The sequence below is a fragment of the Pantoea dispersa genome, assembly GCF_019890955.1.
GTDB lineage: Bacteria > Pseudomonadota > Gammaproteobacteria > Enterobacterales > Enterobacteriaceae > Pantoea > Pantoea dispersa.
On record NZ_CP082346.1, the window covers coordinates 3840290 to 3866748 of the forward strand.

General features: G+C 58.5%; 23 protein-coding genes, 1 tRNA gene, 1 other RNA gene and 1 riboswitch. Of the genes, 9 read left to right on the plus strand and 16 right to left on the minus strand.

Going from position 1 to position 26459, the window contains the following annotated elements:
• Positions 1-53: 53 nt before the first annotated feature.
• From dppA to K7H94_RS17915, 7 genes are all read right to left on the minus strand, one after another.
• Complete coding sequence (gene dppA / locus K7H94_RS17885) at positions 54-1664, minus strand: dipeptide ABC transporter periplasmic-binding protein DppA (protein ID WP_058758078.1); 1611 nt, start codon at positions 1662-1664, stop codon at positions 54-56.
• A gap of 477 nt (positions 1665-2141) precedes the next feature.
• Positions 2142-2426, minus strand: coding sequence for a hypothetical protein (locus tag K7H94_RS17890; protein WP_222951425.1), 285 nt, complete (start codon positions 2424-2426; stop codon positions 2142-2144).
• A 290-nt stretch (positions 2427-2716) separates the two neighbouring features.
• Positions 2717-2846: non-coding RNA, RtT sRNA (locus K7H94_RS17895), on the minus strand.
• Positions 2847-2884: 38 nt separating this feature from the next.
• Positions 2885-2961: transfer RNA gene (locus K7H94_RS17900), tRNA-Pro, on the minus strand.
• 124 nt (positions 2962-3085) lie between these two features.
• Positions 3086-4780, minus strand: coding sequence for a kdo(2)-lipid A phosphoethanolamine 7''-transferase (eptB, locus tag K7H94_RS17905; protein ID WP_222951426.1), 1695 nt, complete (start codon positions 4778-4780; stop codon positions 3086-3088).
• 269 nt (positions 4781-5049) lie between these two features.
• Complete coding sequence (locus tag K7H94_RS17910; protein WP_021507024.1) at positions 5050-5478, minus strand: organic hydroperoxide resistance protein; 429 nt, start codon at positions 5476-5478, stop codon at positions 5050-5052.
• A 96-nt stretch (positions 5479-5574) separates the two neighbouring features.
• Positions 5575-6039, minus strand: a complete 465-nt coding sequence (locus tag K7H94_RS17915; protein ID WP_058758075.1) for a MarR family winged helix-turn-helix transcriptional regulator — start codon at positions 6037-6039, stop codon at positions 5575-5577.
• A gap of 60 nt (positions 6040-6099) precedes the next feature.
• Between K7H94_RS17915 and K7H94_RS17920 the strand changes: the two genes are divergently transcribed.
• Positions 6100-6693: an HD domain-containing protein gene (locus K7H94_RS17920; protein WP_021507025.1), complete on the plus strand. Its 594-nt coding sequence runs from the start codon at positions 6100-6102 to the stop codon at positions 6691-6693.
• 46 nt (positions 6694-6739) lie between these two features.
• Here the strand turns inward: K7H94_RS17920 and K7H94_RS17925 are convergent, their stop codons facing one another.
• From K7H94_RS17925 to K7H94_RS17955, 7 genes are all read right to left on the minus strand, one after another.
• Positions 6740-7036, minus strand: a complete 297-nt coding sequence (locus K7H94_RS17925; protein WP_021507026.1) for an HTH-type transcriptional regulator — start codon at positions 7034-7036, stop codon at positions 6740-6742.
• Between the two features lie 265 nt (positions 7037-7301).
• The gene (gene uca / locus K7H94_RS17930) at positions 7302-10901 is read right to left on the minus strand and encodes an urea carboxylase (RefSeq protein WP_222951427.1); all 3600 of its coding nucleotides are present in this window, start codon (positions 10899-10901) and stop codon (positions 7302-7304) included.
• 80 nt (positions 10902-10981) lie between these two features.
• On the minus strand, positions 10982-11617 hold the full coding sequence (locus K7H94_RS17935; RefSeq protein WP_132466083.1) for an urea amidolyase associated protein UAAP2: 636 nt from the start codon (positions 11615-11617) through the stop codon (positions 10982-10984).
• Positions 11617-12324 (minus strand): urea amidolyase associated protein UAAP1, encoded by a 708-nt coding sequence (locus tag K7H94_RS17940; protein WP_222951428.1) that lies wholly within the window; start codon positions 12322-12324, stop codon positions 11617-11619. Before K7H94_RS17940 ends, K7H94_RS17935 begins: the two co-directional genes overlap by 1 nt.
• A gap of 11 nt (positions 12325-12335) precedes the next feature.
• Positions 12336-13097 carry an ABC transporter ATP-binding protein gene (locus tag K7H94_RS17945; RefSeq protein ID WP_141497162.1) on the minus strand — a complete coding sequence of 254 codons (762 nt, stop codon included), beginning with the start codon at positions 13095-13097 and terminating at the stop codon, positions 12336-12338.
• A 10-nt stretch (positions 13098-13107) separates the two neighbouring features.
• Positions 13108-13920, minus strand: coding sequence for an ABC transporter permease (locus K7H94_RS17950; RefSeq protein WP_058771035.1), 813 nt, complete (start codon positions 13918-13920; stop codon positions 13108-13110).
• A 14-nt stretch (positions 13921-13934) separates the two neighbouring features.
• Positions 13935-14993, minus strand: coding sequence for a putative urea ABC transporter substrate-binding protein (locus K7H94_RS17955; RefSeq protein WP_058758070.1), 1059 nt, complete (start codon positions 14991-14993; stop codon positions 13935-13937).
• A gap of 63 nt (positions 14994-15056) precedes the next feature.
• Positions 15057-15151: riboswitch (guanidine-I (ykkC/yxkD leader) on the minus strand.
• A 270-nt stretch (positions 15152-15421) separates the two neighbouring features.
• Here K7H94_RS17955 and K7H94_RS17960 point away from each other — a divergent pair.
• From K7H94_RS17960 to rraA, 5 genes are all read left to right on the plus strand, one after another.
• Positions 15422-16138 (plus strand): DUF3053 domain-containing protein, encoded by a 717-nt coding sequence (locus K7H94_RS17960; protein ID WP_010616539.1) that lies wholly within the window; start codon positions 15422-15424, stop codon positions 16136-16138.
• Positions 16139-16571: 433 nt separating this feature from the next.
• The gene (locus tag K7H94_RS17965) at positions 16572-18506 is read left to right on the plus strand and encodes a PTS mannitol transporter subunit IICBA (RefSeq protein WP_058758069.1); all 1935 of its coding nucleotides are present in this window, start codon (positions 16572-16574) and stop codon (positions 18504-18506) included.
• 94 nt (positions 18507-18600) lie between these two features.
• Complete coding sequence (gene mtlD, locus K7H94_RS17970; protein ID WP_088516551.1) at positions 18601-19749, plus strand: mannitol-1-phosphate 5-dehydrogenase; 1149 nt, start codon at positions 18601-18603, stop codon at positions 19747-19749.
• A 60-nt stretch (positions 19750-19809) separates the two neighbouring features.
• Complete coding sequence (gene mtlR, locus K7H94_RS17975) at positions 19810-20358, plus strand: mannitol operon repressor MtlR (RefSeq protein WP_193717991.1); 549 nt, start codon at positions 19810-19812, stop codon at positions 20356-20358.
• Between the two features lie 165 nt (positions 20359-20523).
• Positions 20524-21009 (plus strand): ribonuclease E activity regulator RraA, encoded by a 486-nt coding sequence (gene rraA, locus K7H94_RS17980; RefSeq protein ID WP_021507037.1) that lies wholly within the window; start codon positions 20524-20526, stop codon positions 21007-21009.
• Positions 21010-21060: 51 nt separating this feature from the next.
• On the opposite strand, the gene zapB is transcribed toward rraA, so the two are convergent.
• Complete coding sequence (zapB, locus tag K7H94_RS17985; protein WP_021507038.1) at positions 21061-21300, minus strand: cell division protein ZapB; 240 nt, start codon at positions 21298-21300, stop codon at positions 21061-21063.
• A gap of 416 nt (positions 21301-21716) precedes the next feature.
• On the opposite strand from zapB, the gene K7H94_RS17990 reads away from it, so the two are divergent.
• The 3 genes from K7H94_RS17990 (at position 21717) to glpX (ending at position 25212) form a co-directional block, all read left to right on the plus strand.
• Entirely contained in the window at positions 21717-22565 is an 849-nt protein-coding gene (locus tag K7H94_RS17990; RefSeq protein WP_021507039.1) for an MIP/aquaporin family protein, read from the plus strand.
• Positions 22566-22594: 29 nt separating this feature from the next.
• Positions 22595-24106, plus strand: coding sequence for a glycerol kinase GlpK (gene glpK / locus K7H94_RS17995; RefSeq protein WP_021507040.1), 1512 nt, complete (start codon positions 22595-22597; stop codon positions 24104-24106).
• 95 nt (positions 24107-24201) lie between these two features.
• Positions 24202-25212, plus strand: a complete 1011-nt coding sequence (gene glpX, locus K7H94_RS18000; protein WP_021507041.1) for a class II fructose-bisphosphatase — start codon at positions 24202-24204, stop codon at positions 25210-25212.
• On the opposite strand, the gene emrD is transcribed toward glpX, so the two are convergent.
• The gene (emrD, locus tag K7H94_RS18005; RefSeq protein ID WP_276523022.1) at positions 25202-26395 is read right to left on the minus strand and encodes a multidrug efflux MFS transporter EmrD; all 1194 of its coding nucleotides are present in this window, start codon (positions 26393-26395) and stop codon (positions 25202-25204) included. The two genes, glpX and emrD, sit on opposite strands and share 11 nt — an antisense overlap.
• Positions 26396-26459: the final 64 nt, after the last annotated feature.

Below are 26459 nucleotides of genomic sequence, written 5' to 3' on the forward strand. Positions count from 1 at the left end.
AGGTGCCGCCCGAGGGCCAGCCATGCTGGCCCTGACCGCGATAATCCGAAAGGTTATTCCTGGATGTCGACGTTTTCGAAGTGATGTTTACCTAATGGATCAACCACATAGCCACTCACTTTCTTGCTCACTGGCTCGTACACGGTTGAGTGCGCGATGATCAGTGCTGGCGCCTGGTCGTGCATCACCACCTGCGCCTGCTTATAGAGCTCAATACGTTTGTTGTGATCGGCTTCAGCACGTGCTGGCTGAATCAGATCTTCAAACGGCTTGTAGCACCAGCGTGAGTAGTTGGAACCGTCTTTCGCTGCCGCGCAGCTGAACAGGGTGGCGAAGAAGTTATCCGGATCCCCGTTATCACCGGTCCAGCCCATCATCACGGTCTGGTGTTCACCGGCTTTAGCACGCTTCAGGTACTCGCCCCACTCGAAGGTAACGATTTTGGCTTTCACGCCGATTTTCGCCCAGTCAGCCTGAACCATTTCCGCCATGCGACGGGCGTTCGGGTTGTAAGGACGCTGTACCGGCATCGCCCACAGGTCAATGCTGAAGCCATCCGGCATGCCCGCTTCTTTCAGCAGCTCTTTGGCTTTGGCTGGATCGTAAGCGTAGTCTTTGACGTCATTGTTGTAGCCCCACATGGTTGGTGGGATCAGGTTTTTCGCTGCCTGACCGGCACCCTGATAGACCGCATCAATGATCGCTTGCTTGTTCACCGCCATGGTCAGAGCCTGACGCACTTTGACGTTATCCAGCGGTTTTTTCTCGGTGTTGAAAGACAGGTAACCGACGTTCAGCCCTGGCTGTTCCATCAGGTTGATTTTGGTGTCTTTCTTCATGCTGGCGATATCAGCCGGGTTGGGATACGGCATCACCTGACACTCGCCTTTCTGCAGTTTGGCGTAGCGCACTGAAGCATCTGGCGTGATGGAGAACACCAGGCGATCGATTTTTGGCTTGGTGCCCCAGAAGTCCGGGTTGGCTTTGTACAGAATACGTGAGTCTTTCTGGTACTGCTGCAGCACGAACGGACCGGTACCCACCGGGTTGAGGTCCAGTTTTTCTGGCGTGCCGGCTTTCAGCATGTTGTCGGCGTACTCTTTCGACAGGATTGACGCGAAGTCCATGCCAAGGTCGGCGAGGAACGGCGCTTCCGGACGGGTCAGCGTGAAGCGTACGGTGTAGTCATCCACTTTTTCGATTTTGGCGATCAGCTTCGGCATGTCCATGCCTTCGAAGTATTCGTAGCTGCCGCCGGAGACACCGTGGTACTTGTTGTTTTTATCGAGCTGGCGCTCGAAGGAGAACACGACGTCATCAGCGTTGAAGGTGCGGGTCGGCTTGAAGTCTTTGGTGGTTTGCCACTTCACGCCCTGACGCAGATGGAAGGTATAGGTTTTACCATCTTCGCTGACGTCCCATTTTTCTGCCAGGCCCGGCTGCAGCTCGGTGGTACCGGTTTTGAACTCAACCAGACGGTTGTAGATCGGTACTGAGCTGGCATCGTAAGTGGTGCCGGATGTGAACAGCTGCGGGTTGAAGCCTTCCGGCGAACCTTCTGAACAGTAAACGAGGGTTTTCGCCTGAACGCCCGCGGCCACGGTCATAGCAATCAGGCTAAGACCGACCTTCAGCATCCTGGATTTGGCCAGGGAGTTGATCATGTTTTGCTCCATTGTGATGTGATGTTGTGTGCGTCGCCCGACCTCTGATTTTTTTATGCGGTTCGGGCAGGTCAGTTATGTAATGACCAAAATGCGAGCGGTTATTGTTGTAGCGCTGACGCCGTGGAACCTGCCAGCGCTGGCCGTCTCTGCATCTTATTGACGCATCAATTTGTCAACAGTTGCAATGAACGTCAATACAACGTGGGGTTATTTACACAGAGTGTGAGTAAGTGCAAGCAACGATAAAAAACAGTGTTTGCACGCTAAGCCAAAATTTAAAAAGGTGATAAAGCGCGCAATGCCGTGTGATTCTCTGGCAATAGCGCCTGATGACAGTGATTATCACCGTTAAAAAACGTCTTAAAGTTGTCGGTAAATGTTGAATATCTGAACGATTCCCCGTGCGTTATGACGTTCAGGCAGCGAAATATGCTGGCGTAATGGCATAAGAAATCAGCAAAAAGCAAAAGCCGGTCATAAGCAGAATGTGTCGCGAATTAAGAGAGGTGCTTTGATGCAGCAAGGGATGAAGAGCGGTGTTGAAGGATAATACGGTTTATCCCGGTGATGATTAATGGAACGCGTAAATTGATGACTTTGCTTGATGGCTGCCGGGATGTGAGTCTGGTTCAGGGAAAGCCCCATCAGATCGCCATTAATGATGGGCGTGGGTTCCGGCATGGTCATCCGGTCGCCATGAATGGCGACCCTACAGGGAATATGCCGCTGAATGATGAGCGTGGATTCCGGCGCGGCCATCCGGTCGCCATGAATGGCGACCCTACAGGATTATGCACTTTTGTAGGGTGCGTATTTATACGCACCTGGGGATGTGCACGGCAGTCAGTAAACCTTCAGCCATCGCCGAAGCCGGATAAAGGGTGGAATGCGGGGCCGTGGAGTAAAGCGTCACACGCCAGGGATGGCGTGTGCCGAGCGATCAGGGACGAGACAGCGTCTTTACGGAGCGGTCGCGTATTTCACCCTGAAACTGCAAAAACGACAGACGAAAAAAAACCTGCTTTTTGCAAAGCAGGTTTCTTAAATGATGGTCGGCGAGAGAGGATTACGCTTCTCTGCGAGAAGCGCCCTGCGGGCCGTTGCTGACGCAACGTTGTCTCGCTGCGCTCGGCTCAAACCTCCTTCGGAGGTTCTCATCCTCTATTTGCCACAGACGAAAAAAAACCTGCTTTTTGCAAAGCAGGTTTCTTGAATGATGGTCGGCGAGAGAGGATTCGAACCTCCGACCCACTGGTCCCAAACCAGTTGCGCTACCAAGCTGCGCTACTCGCCGATGGGGGCGAATATTACTGCCGTGACTTTAGAGCGTCAATCCCTTTTCCCGAAAATCCGCCTGATTGCCTGGAAAGCAAGCAGTGCCTTAAACACCTGCCTGCTCAATAAGATCCAGGCACGAATTACAGCGCTTTCGCACTGCTGGCAGTGGCAGGTGCCTGGCACCAGTTATTCGCTGCTTTAATACCGCCATCCGGCGAGGTATAACCCAGACACCCTAAAATGGTGTCAAACAGCTCAACATGACGATGGGTTTTGCCGACGCGCTGCTGCGCCTGTAACCGCTCAAAGTTGCTGCGGTTAGTCGGATCCTGCAGATACTTATCGGACGCCCAGACAATCATCGGCACGCGGAACTGCTCCGGCGGCGCCATCTCGCGCGGCGTACCGTGCAGGTGCATATTTTCGCTGATCGACTCGCCGTGGTCGGCGGCATAGAACACAATCGCCTTCTTATCACGCAGCTGATCCAGCACGCTGTCCAGCATGGTATCGACATACAGAATCGAGTTGTCGTAGGCATTGATCAGCTGGGCTTTGCTGCACTTATCGTCCACGCCAATACATTCAGGCTGATAACGGGCAAACTCGCGCGGATAACGCTGCGAATAGAGATAGTGTGAACCTTTCGTGTGCAACACCACCAGATGCTTGCCTTTCGGGAAGCGCTGCAGCGAAGCCTGCAGCTCCGGCACCAGCAGCATATCGTCCACCGCTTTGCCCTGATTGCGCTTCTCAGAACCAATCTGCTCGCGGAACGAGAAGTTATTCACATCGGCGTTGTCGTAGAACCACACTTCGCTCTGCATGGCGAACAGCTCGGAGGTGAAGCCCAGCTCTTTCATCACCGCAAAAATGTTCTGCTCTTTCAGCGTACGGCCAGGGTTATCCATGGTGCCGCCCTCGCGCACAAACATGCAGCGCAGCGAGAGCTTGGTGGCGGTATCACAGGATTCACCGCGGAATGCCACCAGATTCTTCTCTTTCGACAGCTTCGGCGTGGTATCGCGGTTATAGCCCAGCATGCCCATGTGATCCCAGCGCGTGGTCTCGCCAATCACAAACACCACATAGGTATCGTCAATGCCAGGCGGCGCTATATAGGTAAACTTCTTCGCCGGATCGAGCAACTCCTGGCTGTCCAGCTTCTCATCCACCTTGGTCCAGGCGAACAGGCCCAGCGCCGCAATCCAGTTCGAAGGCAGATAAGAGTGCGCCACTACGCCACCATAGCTTGGCAGGTCGATATTGGTGATCTCTTCATTGGCTTTTTGCAGTTTGTCGAAGTAGCGAATCGGCAGCCATACCAGCGCTACGCTCAGCAGCAGGATCACTGTAGGTTTCAGGCGCTGACCGGGAGTTTTCAGCTGTTCAATCAGCGTCAGGCTCAGGTTATTGCGCCAGATCAGCAGCAGCGGCAGTGCGCTCACCAGCACCATCCACAACACAAAGTGCAGCCCGATAACCTCTTTAGAGAGATCGACATCGGTGGTCATGACCGACGCCACGATGCCGTAACCGATCACCACGTTAAAGAACGCCATGTAATAGGCGGCGGCCACCGAAATCACCACCAGCAGGCTGGCGATGACGCGATAAAACCATTTGCCACCCAGCGACAGCAGTCGCATCAGGAAGAAGGTCAGCAGTACGGCCGCGGTCACTTCCGCCGCGGCGGATAACCAGTTGGTGACGGTGGATTTCGTTAAGAAGCCGTCAAAACGGCGATAAAAGATTGGCAAATTCAATAAGATGCCAAGATAGAGCGCCAGCAAAAGCGACAACTTTTGCTGCGTTAAACTTTTAATGTAATTCATATAAATTTCTGTTCCCGACCTGGTGTCGATGCTTCAACCGTAAATGTGACTGTGCAAAGAGCGTAAGGTTCGCTTGCGTAGCAGAAAAGCGTGACCTGGCGAGTAGGATCGGGACGAATCTGAACCCAAATAATTACGATGATGCACGGAGCGCAGCAGTAGAACATTTAACCAATGGTAAGACCAGAAAATTCTTTAGTTCGATGGGATGCGGGATGTTGTTCGTGATAAAAAAGGCTCCCGCAGGAGCCTTTTATGCAGGCATCAACTTAGTTGATGATATTCAGCGTCACGTCGATGTTGCCGCGCGTCGCGTTTGAGTACGGACAAACAATGTGTGCCGCATCAACCAGCTTCTGCGCTTCCGCCGCGTCCATCTCTGGCAGATGGATATTCAGTTTTGCTTCAATGCCAAAACCGGTGGGGATAGGACCAATCCCTACTTCGCCCTCAATCCACGCGTCTTTTGGCATGGCGATTTTGTCGCGGCCGGCGACAAATTTCATCGCGCCGAGGAAGCAGGCAGAGTAGCCGGCAGCAAACAGCTGCTCCGGGTTCGTCACCTCGCCGCCCGCGCCGCCCATCTCTTTTGGCACGCCCAGCTTCACGTCCAGCACGTTATCAGACGAGGTGGCGCGGCCATCGCGGCCACCGGTTGCTTTGGCTTTGGCGGTGTAAATCACTTTTTCTAAAGACATCATAACCTCACTATTCGCTATATAATCGCGTGCTATTTATAAGGCACAGGGGAAAACTTCACTCTCAGGATGCCGCCGCAGCGACATCCCTGATGCTCAGGTGGCGCGATTCAGGTTGCCGCGCAGATCGTCCAGCTGCTGTTTCAGCGCCGCTATGGTGTCGGTATCGCAGGCGGTCGCGCACTGTACCGCTTCCGGAATGCTGGCGGCTTTTTCCTGCAGCGCGCGTCCCTGGTCGGTCAGCGTAACCACGACCTGGCGCTCATCCTGACGCGAACGCTGACGGCGCAGCAAACCGGCGCTCTCCAGTCGTTTCAGCAGTGGCGTCAGGGTGGCCGAATCGAGAAACAGCTTTTCACCAATCTCCGATACCGTCAGATCATCCTGATGCCACAGCACCAGCATCACCAGATATTGCGGATAGGTGATCTCCAGCGCCGCCAGCAGCTGACGATAGACTTTATGCATCGCCAGGTTCGCCGAATAGAGCGCGAAACACAGATGCTGATCAAGCTGGAGTGGCGCAGGCTTCACTTTTTTGTCATCTTGATTACTGTTCATGCGACTCAATATAGATAGCGCGCTAGATAATTGCAAGCAACTTTTTCCTGGAGTGTGAAGATGCGTGATTCACTGGAAGAGCAGGCGCGCCGTTATGCCACGCAGGCACATGCCGATGCGGGCCAGCGTCGTAAATACACCGACGAACCCTATATTGTGCATCCGGCTGCCGTCGCGGAGCTGGTGCGCAGCGTCAGCGATGACGAAGCGATGATCGCTGCCGCCTGGCTGCACGACACGGTGGAGGACACCGCCAGTACTTTACAGGATATTGAAGAACACTTTGGTGCGCGCGTTGCACATCTGGTGGACATGCTTACCGACAGCGCCCAGCCGCAGGCGAAAAATCGTACCGCCCGTAAGCTGGCACACTTTCGCCACACTGCCGAAGCCTCGCCCGAAGCGCAAACCATCAAGCTGGCCGATATCATCGATAACACCCGTGCCATCGTGCAGTTCGATCCCAACTTTGCCCGGGTTTACCTGGTGGAGAAACAGATTCAGATTCAGCTGTTACAGCAGGGCGATCGGCGTTTGTGGCAGCAGGCGAATCACATCATTGAACAGGGCATCGCGCAGCTGGCAAAACCGCCGTACAGCGTGCCGGAGAGCTGGTTTGTCAAACAGGCGGCGAAATACGGTGGCTTAAGCTAAAAAAAACCCGCCGTGCAGGCGGGTCACAGAGAACCGATAGTCGGCGTTATTCCAGCAGCTGTCGGCCCAGATACGGATTGGCCTGCAGCAGTTTCATCAGTTTGCGAGCCGTGGCGGATGGGCGCGTACGTTGCGCTTCCCAGCTTTTTACTGACGAGACGCTCACCCCCATCACGCGGGCGAATTCATCCACCTGCATGCCGGTCATCTCGCGTAAACGCTGCGGTTCGGGAACGGAAACGGTATTGAGTGCAATTTCTGATACGGGAGTCTGTGCATCACGTGTCAAAACAATTTGCTCAAGACTGCTGAGTAATTCGACCATTGGATCTTTTATTTCCATAGAGAACTCCTTAAAACTCACTATGAAGCACGTGAAAGTAGAGAGGTAAGCGCCACCAGGCGCTGAAACCGGCCTTATCAGGCTGTATCCCGAAACAGTTTTCCCTTATCAGGGCGAAAATAGTGTTTTAATGAAACCGTTACGGGACACAGCCTGTTGCACACTGCGAAAAGTTGTCAGGGCAATGCAACATTGAACCGGGTCTCTAAGTATGGGTCAGATCCCCGGTTTTGCTGCCTGTTTCCTGATTATTTTTTCTTCTTTCTTATACTGCAAACGGAGCGATCACCATAAGTAACTGACCCGCCTGCACTTGCTGCCCGGCCTGGCGTTGCAGGCTGTGGATTTTGCCACTGACCGGCGCCACGATCGGGATTTCCATCTTCATGGATTCGAGAATGCCTACCGTGGCACCCGCGGTCACATCACTGCCTTCCGCTACCAGCCATTGCCACACGCTGCCCGCCACCTGGCTCTCCACGCTGTGGCAGCCCGCCGGCACCACCACTTCCTCGCTGCTCTGCGCCTGCAGCTGGCTGTCGAAGGTGAACTGGCCATCGGCGCGCCAGCGTGCCAGCTCGGCGTCAAACGCCTGCTGACGCTGCTGCTGGAACGCGTCAATCTCCGTCGCCTGGGCAGTCAGCAGCGCCTGATAGTCGGCGAGGCGAAATTCTCCGGCTTCCACGCGCAGCGGATAATCGCCCCACGGGAAACGTTCGCGGATTTGCAGCAGTTCGTCGGCACTGACCGGATAAAAACGGATTTGGTCGAAGAAACGCAGCAACCACGGCTGGGTAAAGGCGCTGGTGCGGCGATCGCGGTTCCACATCTGCAGCGTACGTCCGACGAACTGATAGCCGCCCGGCCCTTCCATGCCATAAACACACAGATACGCGCCGCCGATGCCCACCGAGTTTTCCGCCGTCCAGGTGCGCGCCGGGTTGTATTTGGTGGTCACCAGGCGGTGACGCGGATCGAGTGGCGTTGCCACCGGCGCGCCGAGATAGACATCGCCCAGCCCCATCACCAGATACGAGGCGCTGAACACAATCTGTTTCACCGCCTCCACGCTATCGAGCCCGTTGATGCGCCGGATAAACTCAATGTTGCTCGGGCACCAGGGCGCATTCGGACGCACCGACTGGCTATAGCGTGTTACGGCTTCGCGGCAGGCGGCATCATCCCAGCTGAGCGGCAGCCACACGGTGCGCGACGGCACAGCCGCGTCGGCGAGGTCGCCCAGCAGATTATCAGCGTGCAAAATTTGCGCCAACAGCTCACTTCTTGCGCACTGCTGCGCATCATAATGCACCTGTAACGAGCGGATGCCGGGCGTCAGCTCCAGCTGACCCGCCAGCGGATGCGCCTCCAGCCACTGCATCAGGGCGTGAACGCGGAAACGCAGCGCAATGTCCAGTGTCAGCGCGCCATACTCCACCAGCAGAAAACGGTCACCCGCGGCGCGCACGCACAGTGCAGGCCGCCCGGCGGTTGCTGCATGCTGGTGCAAGATCGGATCGATCAGCGGCAGTGCTGGCGCCACGCACACCGCTTCCGGTTGCAGATGCGCGATCTCGTGACGCTGCGCCTGCGCCAGACGATCGGCATCAGCAAGGGCGATCGGCACAAAGCGCAGTCGATCGCCCGCTTTGAGCTGACCCAGCTTCCACAGATCGGCGTCGATCACCGTCGCCGGACAGACAAAGCCGCCCAGCGAAGGGCCGTCCGGACCAAGGATCACCGGCATATCACCGGTAAAATCCACCGTGCCAAAGGCATAGGCGTTGTCGTGAATATTGGACGGATGCATGCCCGCCTCGCCGCCGTCGCTGCGTGCCCAGTCAGGTTTCGGGCCGATCAGCCGAATCCCGGTGCGGCTGGAGTTGTAGTGCACCTGCCACTCGGCAGCGAAAAATTCGTCGATATCGTCATCGGTAAAGAAGGCAGGTGCGCCGTGCGGACCATAAATAACGCGCAGCTGCCATTCACCGTTAAGCGGCGGCAGCAGCGTCTCGGGCAGGCGCGCCGCCGCAGCCTGACGCGGCGCGGCCAGCTGCAGCACGTCGCCGGCGCGCAGCGCCCGCCCGGCGTGACCGCCAAACTTACCCAGCGTAAAGGTACTGCGGCTGCCCAGATAGCGCGGCGTATCCAGCCCGCCCGCCAGCAGCAGATAGCTGCGGCAGCCGTCGCGCACGTCACCCAGCGTCAGGGTTTGCCCGGCCTGCGCATGCAGCACCTGATGCATCGCCAGCGGCTGGCTGTCGAGGGTGGCCGCCAGCGGCGCGCCGCTCAGTACAAAGCTGCATGCCTGATTAAAGCGCAGCGTCGGACCGCGCAGCGTGATTTCCAGCCCGGCCGCCTGTGCCTCGTTACCCAGCAGGCGGTTGCCGAGCTGGAAGGCGCGGCTGTCGAACGGCCCGGAAGGCGGTACGCCGACGTGCCAGTAGCCGACGCGGCCCGGCGCATCCTGCACCGTGGTGAGGGTGCCGCCGCTGAGGATATCCAGCGTCGGCGGCTGCCACGCCACGCTGCCGAGCGTGGCGGTAATGATGCGCCCCTGCTGCACGTCCGGCAGCGTACAGAGCTGACGCAGCCAGCGCAGGTTGGTCTCGATGCCATACAGCTCACTCTGCGCCAGCGCCGCGATCATGCCGTCGAGCGCGCGCTGGCGATCGGCCGCGTGCACGAGGATCTTCGCCAGCATCGGATCGTAAAACGGTGAAACTTCCATGCCGCTCTCTACGCTGCTGTCGATGCGCAGCGTAGCGTGATCGAGCGCCGTCGGGAACTGCACGTGGCTGAGCAGTCCGGCGCTTGGCTGAAACTGCTTCGCCGGATCCTCAGCGTACAGCCGCACCTGAATGGCATGGCCCTGCGCCACCGGTTGCAGTGTCGCCAGCGGCGGCAGGCGCTGCTGCGCCAGTTCGACCATCCAGCGCACCAGATCCACGCCGTACATCAGTTCAGTGACGCCATGCTCGACCTGCAGGCGGGTATTCACCTCCAGGAACCAGAATTGCTGGCTGACCTCATCATAGACATACTCCACCGTGCCGGCGCTGCGATAGTTAACCGCGCGCGCCAGCCGTACGGCGGTAGCCTGCAACTGCGCGCGCACCGCATCGCTCAGCCGCGGCGCGGGTGTCTCCTCCAGCACCTTCTGATTACGGCGCTGCGCTGAGCAGTCGCGTTCGCCCAGCGCAATCACGTCGCCCTGGCCATCGCCAAAAATCTGTACTTCGATATGGCGCGCCCGGGCGATAAATTTCTCTAAAAACACGCCATCGTCGGCGAAATTGTTACCTGCCAGCCGCTTCACGCGGGTAAAGGCTTCCTCCAGCTCGTCCGCGCTGTTGCAGCGCTGCATCCCGATACCGCCCCCGCCGGCGGTGCTTTTCAGCATCACCGGATAGCCAATCTGTTGCGCGGCGGCCTGTGCCTGCTGCAGGGAGGTCAGCAGGCCGCTGCCCGGCAGCAGTGGCACCGCGTTCTGCTCAGCCAGTTCGCGCGCGCGATGTTTCAGGCCAAACGCCCGCATCTGCGCCGCATCCGGCCCGAGAAAATGCAGGCCCGCCGCTTCGCAGCGCGTAACGAACTCCGGGTTTTCACTGAGAAAGCCATAGCCCGGATGCAGCGCCTGCGCGCCGCTCTGCGCGGCAATCGCCAGCAGTTTGTCCTGGTTGAGATAGGTGTCGCGCACCTGGCCCTCGCCCAGCGACCAGGCTTCATCGGCCAGCCGCACGTGGCGCGCATGGCGGTCGGCTTCGGCATAGACGGCAATCGCCCGGATATTCATGGCCTGCAGGGTACGGATGATACGCACGGCAATCGCGCCACGGTTGGCAATCAATACGCGATCAATCATGACTGAATACTCTTATTGCGGCAGGTCGTCCTGCACCAGCTGTGACGGCGTAAAACGGGTCGTCCCGTTGCGTCAGAGAATCACCACACGCTGACGGCAATCGGCGTCGGGTTGTAACCGTTACAGGGATTGTTGAGCTGCGGACAGTTGGAGATCAGCACCAGAATGTTCATCTGCGCCACCATCTCAACATACTTACCCGGCGCGGAGATGCCATCGGCAAACGTCAGGCCGCCGTCGTGGGTCACCGGCACATTCATGAAGAAGTTAATGTTGTGCGTGATATCGCGGCGCGTCAGGCCAGACTCCGGATGCGCGGCGACCGCCAGCATCCAGCTGTCACGGCAGGAGTGCATGTGGCGCTTTTCGAGGTCATAACGCACCGTATTACTCTCGCACGAGCAGGCGCCGCCGAGCGTATCGTGACGGCCACAGGTATCGGCGGTGATGGTCAGCATCGGCCGATCAAGATTAGAACGCAGCACGCTGCCGGCCGTGAGAAACACGTTGTGCTGGCCGCGCAGCGTCTCGCTCATGCTGTAGCGCTCGGCGGTATCGTCGGCGTTGAAAAACAGCGTATCCGCCGCCTGATTGCCTTCCAGATCGGTAATGCGCAGCGTTTCTCCGGCGGCAATGCGCTGCAGCCAGTAATCACCGGCGTCGATCTGCTGCTGCAGACGCGCCTGCGCCGGGTTTCGTTCACTCGCTTTAATCATCACATTTCTCCCTGCAGTTGATAGAGGGCGTTATTGCGCAGGCCGCGCTGGTTTTCCGCGCGCTGCAGACAGATTTCCGGCAGCGGCGCACGCTGCGCATCCAGCGTCAGCTGCAGCGGCTGACGCGGATAATCGCTCGCCGGGCTGAGCGGGTGCGGACAGGTGTGCAGCAGCACCAGCGTGTCCATGGCGAAACGCAGCCGAACCTGCGCGCCGGCTTCGCCCTGCCGCTCCAGCGTTAAGCGCCCGCTGTCATCGGCGCGCACCTGCGCAAACAGGTTGAGGCTGGCCGCCATGTCGCGCTGGCCAAGGCCATATTTCGCCAGCTCGACGAGGAAGCTGTCGTAGCCGTTTTGATGGCGCAGGTTGCGCACCTGCTGATAGTCGCTGACTCCATAGCGCGCGGCCGTTTGTGCCGCGTTCAGCGTGCCGCACACACTCTCGTGCCAGCCGAAACTGTCGTGTTCAATGCCGCAGAAAATGCGCCCCATGTCCGAGTAGAGACAGTGGCCGGCGGTGAGCCGGAAAGTGTGCTGGCATTTGAGCGTATCCGGCGCGTTGTAGCGCTCCAGCAGGTTTTCCGGGTTATAAAACAGCAGGCCGGCGCTGGCGCCGCCCTCCACATCGGTCAGCGTCAGCGCGCTGCCGCTGCGCATGACAAAAGACCAGTGCGCCCCGGCGGGCAGCAGGGTTTGGTATGGCTGCATCGTGCTCTCCTTTAAGCCACCTGCGTTGCGGACAGCACTTCAGCGGCGGGCTGAGTGCGATCCAGCGGCAGGTCGTAAGTGATAGTGGCGCCCCAGGCTTGCGGCGCGTGCGGATCGTGGCGCAGTTTGTCGAACACCAGCAGGCGTGACGCGAGGCTGAAGCCCTCTTTCAGATCGTGGGTGATCATGAAAATGGTCAGCTGATGCTGCTGCCACAGCTGGGTGATCAGCTGATGCATCTCGCTGCGAATACCGGGATCGAGCGCGCCAAAAGGTTCATCCAGCAGCAGAATGCGCGGCTGTTTCATCAGCGCCTGCGCCAGGGCCAGACGCTGCTGCATGCCGCCCGACAGCTGATGCGGATATTTGCTCTGCGCCTTTTCCAGTCCGACCTGCGCCAGCATTGCCTGCGCGCGCTGGCGAATCGCCTGACGTTTGCGTCCCCAGACGCGTCCCAGCCAGCGTGCGCTGCTGAACTCGTCAGCCAGCATCACGTTGCCGAGCACCGTCAGATGCGGAAACACCGAGTAGCGCTGAAACACCACGCCGCGATGGGCATCCGGCTCGTCGGGAATCGGTGCGCCATCCAGCAGCAGCTCGCCTTTGGTCGGCGCTTCGGTGCCGAGCAGCATATTCAGAAACGTGGTTTTGCCGCAGCCGGAGGCGCCGACAATCGCCACGAATTCGCCGCGCTCGACCTGCATATTCAGCCGCTCCAGCACCACCTGATCGCCGTAGTGTTTTTCCAGATTTTTCAGTTGCAGTAAGGGCATCGCGCGCTCCTTATTTGGCGTGATACCACGGCCAGCAGCGTCGGCTGACGAGCCGCAGCAGCAGGTCGAGGGCAAAGGCCAGCAGGGTGATCCACGCCACGTACGGCAGAATCACATCCATGGCCAGATAGCGGCGCATCAGGAAGATGCGGTAACCGAGGCCTTCCGTGGCCGCAATCGCTTCGGCAGCAATCAGGAACAGCCACGCCGAACAGAGCGACAGCCGCACCGCATCGCACAGGCGCGGCATCAGCTGCGGCAGAATCACCCGCCACAGAATCTGCGCGCTATGCGCACCCAGCGTCTGCGCTTTGACCAGCTGCTCCTGCGGGATTTTCTGCACCTGCAGCTGCAGATCGCGCGCGATCAGCGGCGTGATGCCGATAACGATCAGCACCACTTTGGAGACTTCGCCAAGGCCAAAGCAGATAAACAGAATGGGCAGAATCGCCAGCGGCGGCACCAGCGCAAACAGCGTCACCAGCGGTGCCAGCACCGCGCGCACCACCGGCAGCGCGCCGGTGAACAGGCCGATTGCCAGCGCCAGCAGCGCGCTGATAGCAACGCCGCTCAGCAAACGCAGCAGGCTGGCGGCGGTATCGCTCCATAGCAGATACTCGCCGGTGCGCGGGCTGGGCTGAAACGCCATCCGGCTGATGGCCTCGCCCATAGCGTTAAATCCCGGCAGCAGTTTGTCTGCCGCGTTCAGGCTGAGACGCGCATCCGACGCGAACAGATAGACCAGCAGCACCGCCAGCAGCGGCAGAATGCCAAGCAGCAGGCGGCCGAGCGGCAGCGGTTGGTAGTTGATCAATTTACGCATCGGCAGCGCCTCGCTTACAGCTGACCGGCGGCGGCCAGTTTGGTGAAGGTGTCGGTAAAGCGCAGTTTGATGTTGCCGGCATCGCCCCAGTTACCGGCCGGGGTAGCGACCCCTACCGCATCGGCCCCCGGCGCGCCTTCGCCCAGCAGACCGTGTTTAAAGGAGAATTCGGCCACCAGCTGCATCGTGGCTTTTAACTGCGGGCTATCGACAAAATCCAGCGTGGTTTTGGCATCGCTGAACAGGTGTGTCGCGGCAAGCTGCTGATCAAAACCGGCCAGATCGGTACCGGATGCCTGCGCCATCTGCGTGCGCGCCGCTTTGGCACTGTCGCTCTGTCCGGCCATGCTGTGCAGCGTCTCGTACCAGGCACCGGTCAGCGCTTTGCCGAGCTGAGGATATTTGTTGAGCGTGGCGGTGTTGACTACCAGCAGGTCAAGGATTTCGCCCGGGATCTGCGCCGAGGAGAACACCAGATGGCTGTCCGGCTGCTTCTCTGCTTCCGCCAGCAGCGGATTCCACGTGACGATGGCGTTAACGTCAGCAGTGCCAAACGCCGCCACCAGATCGGCATCGGCGGTGTTAACCACCCTGACGTCTTTCTCGCTCATGCCGGATTTCTCCAGCGCGCGCGCCAGCAGATAGTGTGAGACCGACAGTTCGACGAGGTTGATGGGTTTGCCTTTCAGCGCGCTGACGCTGTCCGCGCCTTTAAGCAGAATGCCGTCGTTACCGTTGGAGTAGTCGCCGACAATCAGCGCGGTGCTGTCGACGCCGCCAGTGGCCGGAATGGTCAGTGCATCCATATTGGTCATGGTGCAGCCGTCAAAGCCACCTGCGGTGTACTGATTGACCGACTCGATATAGTCGTTAACCTGCACAAACTGAATATCGATGCCGTACTTATCGGCCCACTTTTTCACGATGCCGCTTTGCTGGGCATAATCCCACGGCATCCATCCAGCGTAGATGGACCAGCAAAGCTTAAAGGATGGTTTAGCGGCGGCCAGCGACGGAACGCTGAACAGGGCGACGCTGCAAATCAGCAGCAGGCGCAGACAGGCTTTAATCATGATGATTCCTCTGGCGTTAACGGACGAAAATCAGGCAGGAGGCGGCGAGCAACGTTCTCGCTTTCCTCCCGGGCTTTTTTCCCGCCGTGTAACCGTCAGAGGACGGTCGGTCACTCTCGGACCAGCATCTCGCGATCGGAACCCTAGTGACCCATTGCAAATTGTGTGGCGACGTCGGTTGCCCGCGATCGCTCCTGCATCTGCCAGAAAGCAGGCAATATCAATGCCAGGTTGCTATCAGCCTGAATTACATGAGTTATTGCACAGCGCTGCGCTTGCAGGCAGGCTGCGCTGCACAGTTGTGCAGCAGGCACGCACCAGCGTGAAGCACTGCAGACCAGCCGTTGTACAGCCGGGGCCATTGCACTATTCTTTAGGACCTTTCCCAGCGAATCGAATTTAGCCATCGTCACAACAGGAGTTGAATTATGGCGTCAGGAATTTCCCGCATCTGGATGCGTAGCGGCATGCTGCTGACCGGCGTGCTACTTGTGCTGCAGCTTACCGCCTGCGGCGATAAAGAGGGCGATCAGCGCAAAGCCTTTACTGATTTTCTGCAAAACACCGTGATGCGCAGCGGTGAACATCTGCCCAGCCTGAGCGAAAACCAGAAGCAAACCTTCGGTAACTACGCCAGTGATTACGCCATCCTGTATGGCTTCTCGCAGCAGGTGAATCAGGCGGTGGATCAGGGCATGCGCCCGGTGGTTGATGAGCTGGCGGCCATCCGCGTGCCGCAGGATTATCTGACACGCCGCGACAGCCTGCGCCAGGCGAGCGGCAATCTGAGCGTGCTGACGCAGCAGATTCAGAGCGCCAAAATGCAGGCCGACAGCAGCAAAGCCACGCTGAAGCAGCCGGACGATCTGAAGAAAGTGTACGACAGCGTGTACGCCAAAGTGGTGACGCAGCCAGCCAGCACGCTGATCCCGCTGCTGCCGCAGCTGCAGGCGCTGAGCCAGTCGGCAGTTCAGGCCGGCGATTATCTGCAGTCGCAGGGCGCACGCGTCAGCTTCAATGACGGCGGCGTTCAGTTCCCGACGCAGGAGCAGGCCACGCAATACAACACGCTGATGAGTAATCTCGCCAGCAATACGCAGGCGCTGACCCAGGCACAAAATGCCGTACAGGGTGGTTTGCAGTAAGCCGCTCAGCGGGCAGTTCTCCACTGCCCGCTTTTTCAGATTTTCGTCACTTCCTTACATCGGCTTTTTCTGTCAGCACAGAGTGTGATCTGGCGCATTTTCAACCAAAAATAGTTTGTGATCTCAATCACATTTGTGAAACAAACCGGCCCAGGTGAAAGGTGATTTTTGTCACATTTCTACCGCTGTTGCGCGCATTTTTTCGCCGGCGTTGCTTTCTTACAGGGTATTTTTGTGATCAAAGTCACCTTTAATCCCCCTGCCCACCCCAACTTAGCGTGATATGCATCACACTTTTTCCTGACGCTACGCAGTGTAATCAACTAGTGCTAGAGTCCGCGTGCATACAGTAATGCCACGGCCCCCGCCGTAACGTCTTAACAAAAACAAACGCGCTCTCTTATTGCAGCGCGTCTCAATAAGGGGTGGGTTTATGTCCTCATCAGTCAAGGTCAAGGTTCAGAGCTTTGGTCGCTTTCTGAGTAATATGGTGATGCCAAACATCGGTGCGTTTATCGCCTGGGGTATCATCACAGCACTGTTCATTCCAACCGGATGGATTCCTAACGAAACGCTGGCCAAGCTGGTCGGCCCGATGATTACCTACCTGCTGCCGTTGCTCATCGGCTTCACCGGTGGTCGTCTGGTGGGTGGCGATCGCGGCGGCGTGGTCGGTGCCATCACCACCATGGGCGTGATCGTCGGTGCCGATATGCCGATGTTCCTTGGCTCGATGATTGCCGGTCCGCTGGGCGGCTGGGCGATCAAGTCGTTTGACCGCGCGGTTGACGGCAAAATCAAAAGCGGCTTCGAGATGCTGGTCAACAACTTCTCGGCCGGTATTATCGGTATGCTGCTGGCGCTGCTGGCCTTCCTCGCTATCGGTCCGCTGGTAGAAGGTCTGTCACACATTCTCGCCGCCGGCGTAAACCTGATGGTGCAGAACAACCTGCTGCCGCTGACCTCAATCTTTGTTGAACCGGCGAAAATCCTGTTCCTCAATAACGCCATCAACCACGGTATCTTCTCGCCGCTGGGTATCCAGCAGGCCAGCGAAGCGGGCAAATCGATCTTCTTCCTGATTGAAGCGAACCCGGGTCCGGGTATGGGCGTGCTGGTTGCTTATATGATCTTCGGCCGCGGCAGCGCCAAGCAGTCGGCGGGCGGTGCAGCGATCATCCACTTCCTTGGCGGTATCCACGAAATCTACTTCCCGTACGTGCTGATGGCGCCGCGCCTGCTGCTGGCAGTGATCCTCGGCGGTATGACCGGCGTGTTCACCCTGACGCTGCTGAACGGCGGTCTGGTATCACCGGCTTCACCAGGTTCGATTCTGGCCGTGCTGGCGATGACGCCAAAAGGCGCTTACTTCGCTAACATCGCGGCTATCGTTGCGGCTTTCGCCGTCTCCTTCGTGGTCTCCTCGATTCTGCTGAAAACCAGCAAAGTAAAAGAAGAAGACGACATTGAAGCGGCGACCCAGCGCATGAAAGACATGAAAGCGCAGTCAAAAGGCCAGGCCGTTGCCGGTTCACCGGTGATTGCCGATGCCAGCAGCGTTGACGTCAGCCACGTGCGCAAAATCATCGTCGCCTGTGATGCCGGTATGGGCTCCAGCGCGATGGGTGCAGGCGTGCTGCGCAAGAAGGTGCAGGATGCGGGCCTGAGCAATATCTCTGTGACCAACAGCGCGATTAACTCGCTGCCGGGCGATGTCGATCTGGTGATTACTCACCGCGATCTGACCGAACGTGCGATGCGTCAGGCGCCACAGGCGCAGCACATCTCGCTGAACAACTTCCTCGACAGCGCGCTGTACACCAACCTGACTGAGCGTCTGGTGGCGGCGAACCGCAGCGAAGCCCACCGTGAAACGGTGCAAACCGCGCTGGCAGACAGCTATGACGACGGCAGCGCGCACCTGTTCAAACTGGGCGCTGATAACGTGTTCCTCGGCCTGAGCGCCAGCAATAAAGAGCAGGCGATTCGCTTCGCAGGCGAGCAGCTGGTGAAAGGCGGTTACGTGCAGCCGGAATACGTTGAAGCGATGCTGGCGCGCGAGCAGCTGACGCCAACCTACCTCGGTGAATCCATCGCTGTGCCGCACGGCACCGTCGAAGCCAAAGACCGCGTGCTGAAAACCGGCGTGGTATTCTGTCAGTATCCGGCCGGCGTGCAGTTTGGCGATGAGCCGGACGAAGTCGCGCGACTGGTGATTGGTATTGCCGCACGCAATAACGAACACATTCAGGTGATCACCAGCCTGACCAATGCGCTCGACGACGATAGCGTAATCGAGAAGCTGGCGAACACCACCAGCGTGCAGGACGTGCTGGATCTGCTGTCTGGCAGCACTGCTAACGCGTAATTCGCGGTTTTAACTTCCCTGGGGCGGGCAAGCCCGTCCCCACTTTCCGGGGCGGACATGCCCGCCCCTTCGTCATTTGATATGGGTCAAATTTATGAAAGCGTTACATTTTGGAGCAGGTAACATCGGCCGTGGATTTATCGGTAAGCTGCTGGCGGATGCCGGTATCGAACTGGTGTTTGCTGATGTGAATCAGGTGGTGCTTGATGCCCTTAACGCCCGTCATGAGTATCCGGTTCACGTGGTGGGCGAGCAGGCGCAGGTCGAAATCGTTACCGGCGTCAGCGCGGTGAACAGCACCAGCGACGACATCGTCACGCTGATTGCTGAGGTTGATATCGTTACCACGGCGGTTGGTCCGCAGATCCTTGAGCGCATCGCGGGCAGCGTGGCGCAGGGTCTGGCCAAACGCAGTGACAACGGTAATGTCCGTCCGCTGAATATTATCGCCTGTGAAAACATGGTGCGCGGCACCAGCCAGCTGAAGCAGCACGTACTGAAGGCGCTGCCGCCGCAGTATCATGCGTGGGTTGAAGAGCATGTTGGCTTTGTTGATTCGGCAGTTGACCGCATCGTGCCGCCATCTGAAGCCGGCAGCACCGATCCGCTGGAAGTTACCGTAGAAACCTTCAGCGAGTGGATCGTCGACAAAACCCAGTTTAAAGGCGCGCTGCCGGACATTCCTGGCATGGAGCTGACCGATAACCTGATGGCGTTCGTCGAGCGCAAGCTGTTTACCCTCAACACCGGCCACGCCATTACCGCTTATCTCGGTAAGCTGGCCGGTCACGCCACCATTCGCGAAGCCATTCTCGACCAGAAAGTACGTGCCGTGGTGCAGGGCGCGATGCAGGAGAGCGGCGCGGTGCTGATCAAGCGTTATGGTTTCGATGCGGAGAAACATGCCGCGTATATCCAGAAAATCCTGACGCGTTTCGAAAACCCGTACCTGAAAGATGACGTTGAGCGCGTCGGCCGTCAGCCGCTGCGTAAGCTGAGTGCCGGCGATCGCCTGATCAAGCCAACGCTGGGCACGCTGGAGTATCAGCTGCCGCACGCCAGCCTGGTGCAGGGCATTGCCGCCGCGATGCACTATCGCAGCGAAGCCGATCCGCAGGCGCAGGAGCTGGCGTCACTGATCGCGCAGAAAGGCCCACAGGCGGCGCTGGCGGAGATTTCTGGCCTTGATGCCAATAGCGAAGTGGTGAGCTCAGTGGTGAGCGCTTACCACGCTATGGCATAATGCGCGCCCTTTAGTGGTCAATTCGGGCACGGCAGCCGCGTGCCCGTCGACGGTAGCTGAATGATGCAGGCAATAATGGAAGAGAAGCAGGCTTTTGAAAACCGGGTGCTTGAGCGGCTGAACGCCGGTCGTTCGGTGAGAAGCTTCCTGATCGCCGCTGTCGAACTGCTGGCGGAAGCAGTCAATCTGCTGGTGCTGCAGGTCTTTCGCAAAGATGACTACGCGGTGAAATATGCGGTGGAACCGCTGCTGCTGGGCGACGGCCCGCTGGGCGAGCTCTCGGTACGCCTGAAGCTTATCTACGGCCTGGGGGTGATCAATCGCCACGAATACGAAGACTGCGAGCTGCTGCTGGCGCTGCGTGAGGAGCTGAATCACGACACCAGCGACTACCGCTTTACCGACGATGAAATACTCGGCCCGTTCGGCGAACTGCACTGCGTGCTGGCCTGGCCGCCGCAACCCGATTTCACCCGCGACGACGCCGCGCTGCGCGCCATGCAGCAGCAGCGCTACCTGCAGATGGTGCGATCCACCATGGTGCTGTCGCTGACCGAGCTGATTTCCCGTATCTCGCACAAACAGGCCTTCAAGAAGCCCGCCGTGTAACGCTTCCCCTGCGGCGCTGTTGCCACGCGCCGCTGTTCTCTCCGCCGCAGACAAAATATTACGCAGGATATTGATGCAGCGCTTTTTTTGGCGGTTGATGATTTTGCCAACAATCGTCAGATAGCGATATACTTACCGCTCCTGTGGCAAACAGACGACATCCCTATGAAATACGATACATCTGAACTCTGCGACATCTACCATGAAGAAGTGAACGTTGTTGAACCGCTTTTTTCGAACTTTGGTGGGCGCACCTCATTCGGTGGTCAAATTACCACAGTGAAATGTTTCGAAGACAACGGCCTGCTGTATGACCTGCTCGAAGAGAACGGTCGCGGTCGCGTGCTGCTGGTCGATGGCGGCGGCTCAGTGCGGCGCGCGCTGGTTGACGCTCAGTTAGCAAGACTGGCGGCGCAAAACGAGTGGGAAGGCATCGTGGTGTACGGCTCGGTTCGCCAGGTCGATGAACTGGAAGAGCTGGAGATCGGCATTCAGGCGATTGCGGCCATTCCGGCTGGCGCCGCAGGCGAAGGCATCGGCGAGAGCGACGTGCGGGTTAACTTCGGCGGCGTCACCTTCTTCTCCGGCGATCATCTCTACGCCGACAACACCGGCATGATCCTGTCTGAAGACGCACTCGACATCGAGTAAGCGACAAACAAAAACGGGTGCCGCGGCACCCGTTGGTTTAAGCGCTGAGGCTTAAACTTCTTCCATTTTTCCCAGCAGTGCACGCAGGCGCTCCTGCCATACATGCTGCTCTTCTTTCAGGTGCTGATTTTCACGCGCCAGCGCTTCGTGATTGCCGGATGCCTGGCTCATTTCATTTTTCAGGTTATTGTTCTGCTCTTTCAGCTCTTCAATTTCCATCTGCAGCAGGGTGATGGTATCAATCGCCTGCTGTACTTTCGCTTCCAGTTTCTCGAATACTTCAAATGACATCTTTCTGACCTCTCCTAAATCGTGCAAGGCGTTGATAGACCGGGCGTGCCTTAAAATAGTGCGTCCAGCCACGATGTCCCGATTGTATGTAGCCACACCCGGCAAGTCCAGCAGCACAAGGCCTGCGAGGGAAGTCTGTAACACTTTTCAGTTTATACCTGGAAAACGCGCAACTTCGCGCATTTTGCGCGCGGTCACACGCGCGGGGTGCAGCGCAGCGGGGGTTTTTGGCCCTAAACACAGGCAAAAGACGCGAAAACGCGCATTTTTATGACACGGCACACAAAATTCGATTTCGCTATTTCTCGTTTATGCTCGTTAACGATAAATTCACATCAACCCTACATTAGAGCTGGGCGACTCAAGGATTGAGAACAAAAACTGATAAAATTTAACCTCGCTTCAGGAATTCCATTATGAGTCAGACAACGAACACACTCAAAGGTCAGTGCATCGCCGAGTTTCTCGGTACCGGTTTGATCATCTTTTTTGGTGCCGGCTGTGTGGCGGCGCTGAAGCTGGCCGGTGCCGCATTCGGCCAGTGGGAAATTTGTATCATCTGGGGTCTTGCTGTCTCCATGGCGGTTTATCTGAGCGCAGGCGTATCCGGCGCTCACCTCAATCCGGCAGTCACGGTTGCCCTGTGCCTGTTCGCCAACTTCGAAGGCCGCAAAGTTTTACCTTATATTGTGTCGCAAATCGCTGGCGCGTTCTGTGCGGCGGCGCTGGTCTACGGTCTTTACTACAATCTGTTCTTTGATTACGAAGCCAGCCACCAGATGGTACGCGGCAGCGTGCAAAGCCTCGATCTGGCCGGTATCTTCTCCACCTATCCGAACCCGCACATCACCGTGGCGCAGGCGTTCCTGGTAGAAATGGTGATTACTGCCGTGCTGATGGCGGTGATCATGGCGCTGACCGACGATGGCAACGGCGTACCGCGTGGCCCGCTGGCGCCGCTGCTGATTGGTCTGCTGGTGGCGGTGATTGGCGGTTCCATGGGTCCGCTGACCGGCTTCGCCCTGAACCCGGCGCGTGACTTCGGTCCGAAGCTGTTCGCCTTCTTCGCGGGCTGGGGTAACGTGGCGTTCACCGGTGGTAAAGATATTCCTTACTTCCTGGTGCCAATTTTTGGCCCGCTGGTCGGTGCCTGCCTCGGTGCCTTCGGTTACCGTGCGCTGATTGGCCGTCACCTGCCGGGCAACCTTGCAGAAACCAGTAAAACAGAAAAACCGGTCGCGCGCGCTGAGCAGCGTAAAGCGTAAGTTTCATCGTTAATCATCAGGAAACCATAATGACTACGACTGATAAAAAATATATTGTCGCGCTTGATCAGGGCACAACCAGCTCACGTGCCGTGGTGCTCGATCATGACGCCAACATCGTCGCCGTCTCACAGCGCGAATTCACCCAGATCTACCCGAAAGCCGGCTGGGTTGAACACGATCCGATGGACATCTGGGCCTCACAGAGCTCCACGCTGGTGGAAGTGCTGGCGCACGCTGATATCCGTTCTGACCAGATCGCCGCCATCGGTATCACCAACCAGCGTGAAACCGCGATTGTCTGGGACAAAGAGACCGGCAAACCGATTTACAACGCCATCGTCTGGCAGGATCCGCGTACCGCCGACTACTGTAACAAGCTGAAGAAAGAGGGTCTGGAAGAGTATATCCAGCACACCACCGGTCTGGTGATTAACCCGTACTTCTCCGGCACCAAGGTGAAATGGATTCTTGACCACGTGGAAGGCGCACGCGAGCGGGCGAAACGCGGCGAACTGCTGTTCGGCACCGTCGACACCTGGCTGGTGTGGAAAATGACCCAGGGCCGCGTGCACATCACCGATCACACCAACGCATCGCGTACCATGATGTACAACATCCACAAGCTGGAGTGGGATGCGCGCATGCTGGAGATTCTGGATATTCCGCGCGAAATGCTGCCGGAAGTGAAAGGATCGTCCGAAATCTACGGCCAGACCAACATTGGTGGTAAGGGCGGCACGCGTATTCCTATCGCCGGTATCGCCGGTGACCAGCAGGCTGCGCTGTATGGCCAGCTGTGTGTGCAGCCTGGCATGGCGAAAAACACCTACGGCACCGGCTGCTTTATGCTGATGAACACCGGTACCGAAGCGGTTACTTCGACGCACGGTCTGCTGACCACCATCGCCTGCGGTCCACGCGGCGAGGTGAACTACGCGCTGGAAGGTGCCGTGTTCATCGGTGGTGCGTCCATTCAGTGGCTGCGCGATGAGATGAAGCTGATCAGCGATGCGGGCGACTCCGAATACTTCGCGATGAAAGTCAAAGACACCAATGGCGTGTACATGGTGCCGGCCTTTACCGGTCTCGGCGCACCGTACTGGGACCCGTATGCGCGCGGCGCAATCTTCGGCCTGACCCGTGGTGCCAATGCCAACCACATCATTCGCGCCACGCTGGAGTCCATCGCTTACCAGACGCGTGATGTGCTGGAAGCGATGCAGAACGATGCCGATACCCGCCTGCAGTCGCTGCGCGTGGATGGCGGTGCGGTGGCCAACAACTTCCTGATGCAGTTCCAGTCCGATATTCTCGGCACGCGCGTGGAGCGTCCGGAAGTGCGCGAAGTGACTGCGCTGGGTGCGGCTTACCTCGCCGGTCTGGCGGTCGGTTTCTGGAACGATCTGGAAGAAGTTCGTGCTAAAGCCGTGGTGGAACGCGAGTTCCGTCCAAGCATTGAAACCACCGAACGCAACGTGCGCTATGCCGGCTGGAAAAAAGCCGTGGCGCGCGCCCAGGCGTGGGAAGAAGAAGAGTAACACTGTGCTGACCCGCGGCGCCCTGCCGCGGGTTTTTCCCGTCCCCCTGCCCCGCTGTGCTACACTGCCCGCCTGTTTTTTGTCAGGTGCAGACCATGAAACGAGAACTCGCGATTGAATTTTCCCGTGTGACCGAAGCCGCTGCGTTAGCGGGCTATCACTGGTTAGGACGCGGCGACAAGAATGCCGCCGACGGCGCCGCCGTCAACGCCATGCGCATTATGCTCAACACCATCAATATCGACGGCCAGATCGTGATTGGCGAAGGCGAAATCGACGAAGCACCGATGCTCTACATTGGTGAAAAAGTCGGTACCGGCCACGGCGATGCGGTGGACATTGCAGTTGATCCTATCGAAGGCACGCGCATGACTGCGATGGGCCAGGCCAACGCGCTGGCGGTGCTGGCGGTGGGCGATAAAGGCAGCTTCCTGCACGCACCTGATATGTATATGGAAAAGCTGATTGTCGGTCCGGGCGCGCGCGGCGCTATCGATCTCAACCTGCCGCTCGCCACCAATCTGCAGGCGATTGCGCAGGCGCTCAATAAACCGCTCAGCCAGCTGACGGTGTCGATTCTCGCCAAACCGCGTCACGATGCGGTCATCGCGCAGCTGCAGCAGCTGGGCGTGCGCGTGTTTGCTTTTCCGGACGGCGACGTGGCTGCCTCGATTCTCACCTGTATGCCGGACAGCGAAGTGGACGTGCTGTATGGCATCGGCGGTGCGCCGGAAGGCGTGGTGTCGGCGGCGGTGATCCGCGCCATGGATGGCGACATGCAGGCGCGCCTGCTGGCTCGTCATCAGGTCAAAGGGGATTCGGCCGAAAACCGCCGTCTGGGTGAGCAGGAGCTGGCGCGCTGTGCCGAAATGGGCATCAACGCCGGGGAAGTGCTGACGCTGCAACAGATGGCGCGTAACGATAACGTGATTTTCGCGGCGACCGGTATCACCACGGGCGATCTGCTAAAGGGCATCACGCGCCAGGGCAATATCGCCACCAGCGAAACGCTGCTGGTGCGCGGTAAATCGCGCACCATTCGCCGCATTCAGTCGATCCACTATCTGGACCGCAAAGACGCGGCGCTGCACCCTTTTATCCTGTAACCGTCTGTTTGCCGCTCTCCGGATGACGCGAGAGCGGCCACCAGCACAGCAGCATCACCAGCGACGTCACAAACATCAGCATACCGAGGCTCGACTGATCGTGCTGCGGCAGCAGCGCTGAGAGCCACGCCACCACACCGGAACCCAGATTCTGCAGGCCGCCAATCAGCGCACCGGCACTGCCGGCCAACCACGCGTAGGGCTCCATCGCGCCAGAAGTTGCCAGCGGAAACAGCATGCCTGCGCCGAAGAAAAACAGCGCGGCCGGCACCAGCAGCGTCCAGATAGTCATCACGCCAAACCACGCCGGCAGCCACATCAGCAGGCCCGCCAGCAGGCAGCTGTTCACGCCATACCACATCAGCGTATGCCAGGATTTCTGCTCGCGGCCGGCAAACCAGGCGCCGAAAAAGGCCGCCGGAATCGGCAGGATGAACAAAATACTCACCGTCAGCCCGTCGAGCCCCAGCACGCCCGCCATCAGTACGCCACAGCTGGCCTCAAATACCGCAATGCCCGCCAGCGCGCCGATCAGCAGTAGCAGATAGCGCACAAAGTTGCCGTCGCTGAGCAGCGTGATGTAGCGGCGCAGAAACGGTGTCGCGGGCGCATCCACCGGACGGGTCTCCGGTAGCCAGCGTGCCATCGCCGCCGTTACGCCAACACACAGCAGCAGCAGGAAAGCAAAGCAGGCGTGCCAGCCAAACAGATGGGTCAGCAGCGCGCCGATTACCGGCGCCAGCAGCGGGCTGACCAGAATGCCCATGTTGAGCAGGCTGTTGGCCTGGCGCAGCGCAATGCCGGAGTAAAGATCGCGCGGCATGGTGCGCGCCATCACGCCAGCCACGCCGGTACCCAGTCCCTGCACCGCACTGCCCAGCACCAGCACACTCAGCGACGGCGCAAACAGGGCGATCAGCGCGCCCGCCGCGAAGATCGACATTCCCGCGAGGATCACCGGACGCCGGCCAATACTGTCCGACAACGGGCCGTAGATCAGCTGCGATCCGCCGTAGGTCATCAGATAGGCCGCCATCACCTGCTGCATGGCGCCGCTGCGTACGTTAAGCGCCTCTGCCATGTTCGCCATGGCGGGCACATAGATGGTCTGCGCCATCTGCCCGACCGCCACCAGCACAATCAGCATGAACAGCAGGAAGCGGTTTTGCGTATTACTCATCATCATGGAACAAAATGTCTGCCTGAGAAACAAAGTAATGACAGCACTAAACAGGGCTGCCGGAGAG

Coding starts and splice junctions, on each gene's coding strand:
- dppA (WP_058758078.1), bottom strand. CDS start 1,664: ATGATCAACTCCCTGGCCAAATCCAGGATGCTGAAGGTCGGTCTTAGC.
- K7H94_RS17890 (WP_222951425.1), bottom strand. CDS start 2,426: ATGGCCGCGCCGGAATCCACGCTCATCATTCAGCGGCATATTCCCTGT.
- eptB (WP_222951426.1), bottom strand. CDS start 4,780: ATGAATTACATTAAAAGTTTAACGCAGCAAAAGTTGTCGCTTTTGCTG.
- K7H94_RS17910 (WP_021507024.1), bottom strand. CDS start 5,478: ATGTCTTTAGAAAAAGTGATTTACACCGCCAAAGCCAAAGCAACCGGT.
- K7H94_RS17915 (WP_058758075.1), bottom strand. CDS start 6,039: ATGAACAGTAATCAAGATGACAAAAAAGTGAAGCCTGCGCCACTCCAG.
- K7H94_RS17920 (WP_021507025.1), top strand. CDS start 6,100: ATGCGTGATTCACTGGAAGAGCAGGCGCGCCGTTATGCCACGCAGGCA.
- K7H94_RS17925 (WP_021507026.1), bottom strand. CDS start 7,036: ATGGAAATAAAAGATCCAATGGTCGAATTACTCAGCAGTCTTGAGCAA.
- uca (WP_222951427.1), bottom strand. CDS start 10,901: ATGATTGATCGCGTATTGATTGCCAACCGTGGCGCGATTGCCGTGCGT.
- K7H94_RS17935 (WP_132466083.1), bottom strand. CDS start 11,617: ATGATTAAAGCGAGTGAACGAAACCCGGCGCAGGCGCGTCTGCAGCAG.
- K7H94_RS17940 (WP_222951428.1), bottom strand. CDS start 12,324: ATGCAGCCATACCAAACCCTGCTGCCCGCCGGGGCGCACTGGTCTTTT.
- K7H94_RS17945 (WP_141497162.1), bottom strand. CDS start 13,097: ATGCCCTTACTGCAACTGAAAAATCTGGAAAAACACTACGGCGATCAG.
- K7H94_RS17950 (WP_058771035.1), bottom strand. CDS start 13,920: ATGCGTAAATTGATCAACTACCAACCGCTGCCGCTCGGCCGCCTGCTG.
- K7H94_RS17955 (WP_058758070.1), bottom strand. CDS start 14,993: ATGATTAAAGCCTGTCTGCGCCTGCTGCTGATTTGCAGCGTCGCCCTG.
- K7H94_RS17960 (WP_010616539.1), top strand. CDS start 15,422: ATGGCGTCAGGAATTTCCCGCATCTGGATGCGTAGCGGCATGCTGCTG.
- K7H94_RS17965 (WP_058758069.1), top strand. CDS start 16,572: ATGTCCTCATCAGTCAAGGTCAAGGTTCAGAGCTTTGGTCGCTTTCTG.
- mtlD (WP_088516551.1), top strand. CDS start 18,601: ATGAAAGCGTTACATTTTGGAGCAGGTAACATCGGCCGTGGATTTATC.
- mtlR (WP_193717991.1), top strand. CDS start 19,810: ATGATGCAGGCAATAATGGAAGAGAAGCAGGCTTTTGAAAACCGGGTG.
- rraA (WP_021507037.1), top strand. CDS start 20,524: ATGAAATACGATACATCTGAACTCTGCGACATCTACCATGAAGAAGTG.
- zapB (WP_021507038.1), bottom strand. CDS start 21,300: ATGTCATTTGAAGTATTCGAGAAACTGGAAGCGAAAGTACAGCAGGCG.
- K7H94_RS17990 (WP_021507039.1), top strand. CDS start 21,717: ATGAGTCAGACAACGAACACACTCAAAGGTCAGTGCATCGCCGAGTTT.
- glpK (WP_021507040.1), top strand. CDS start 22,595: ATGACTACGACTGATAAAAAATATATTGTCGCGCTTGATCAGGGCACA.
- glpX (WP_021507041.1), top strand. CDS start 24,202: ATGAAACGAGAACTCGCGATTGAATTTTCCCGTGTGACCGAAGCCGCT.
- emrD (WP_276523022.1), bottom strand. CDS start 26,395: ATGATGAGTAATACGCAAAACCGCTTCCTGCTGTTCATGCTGATTGTG.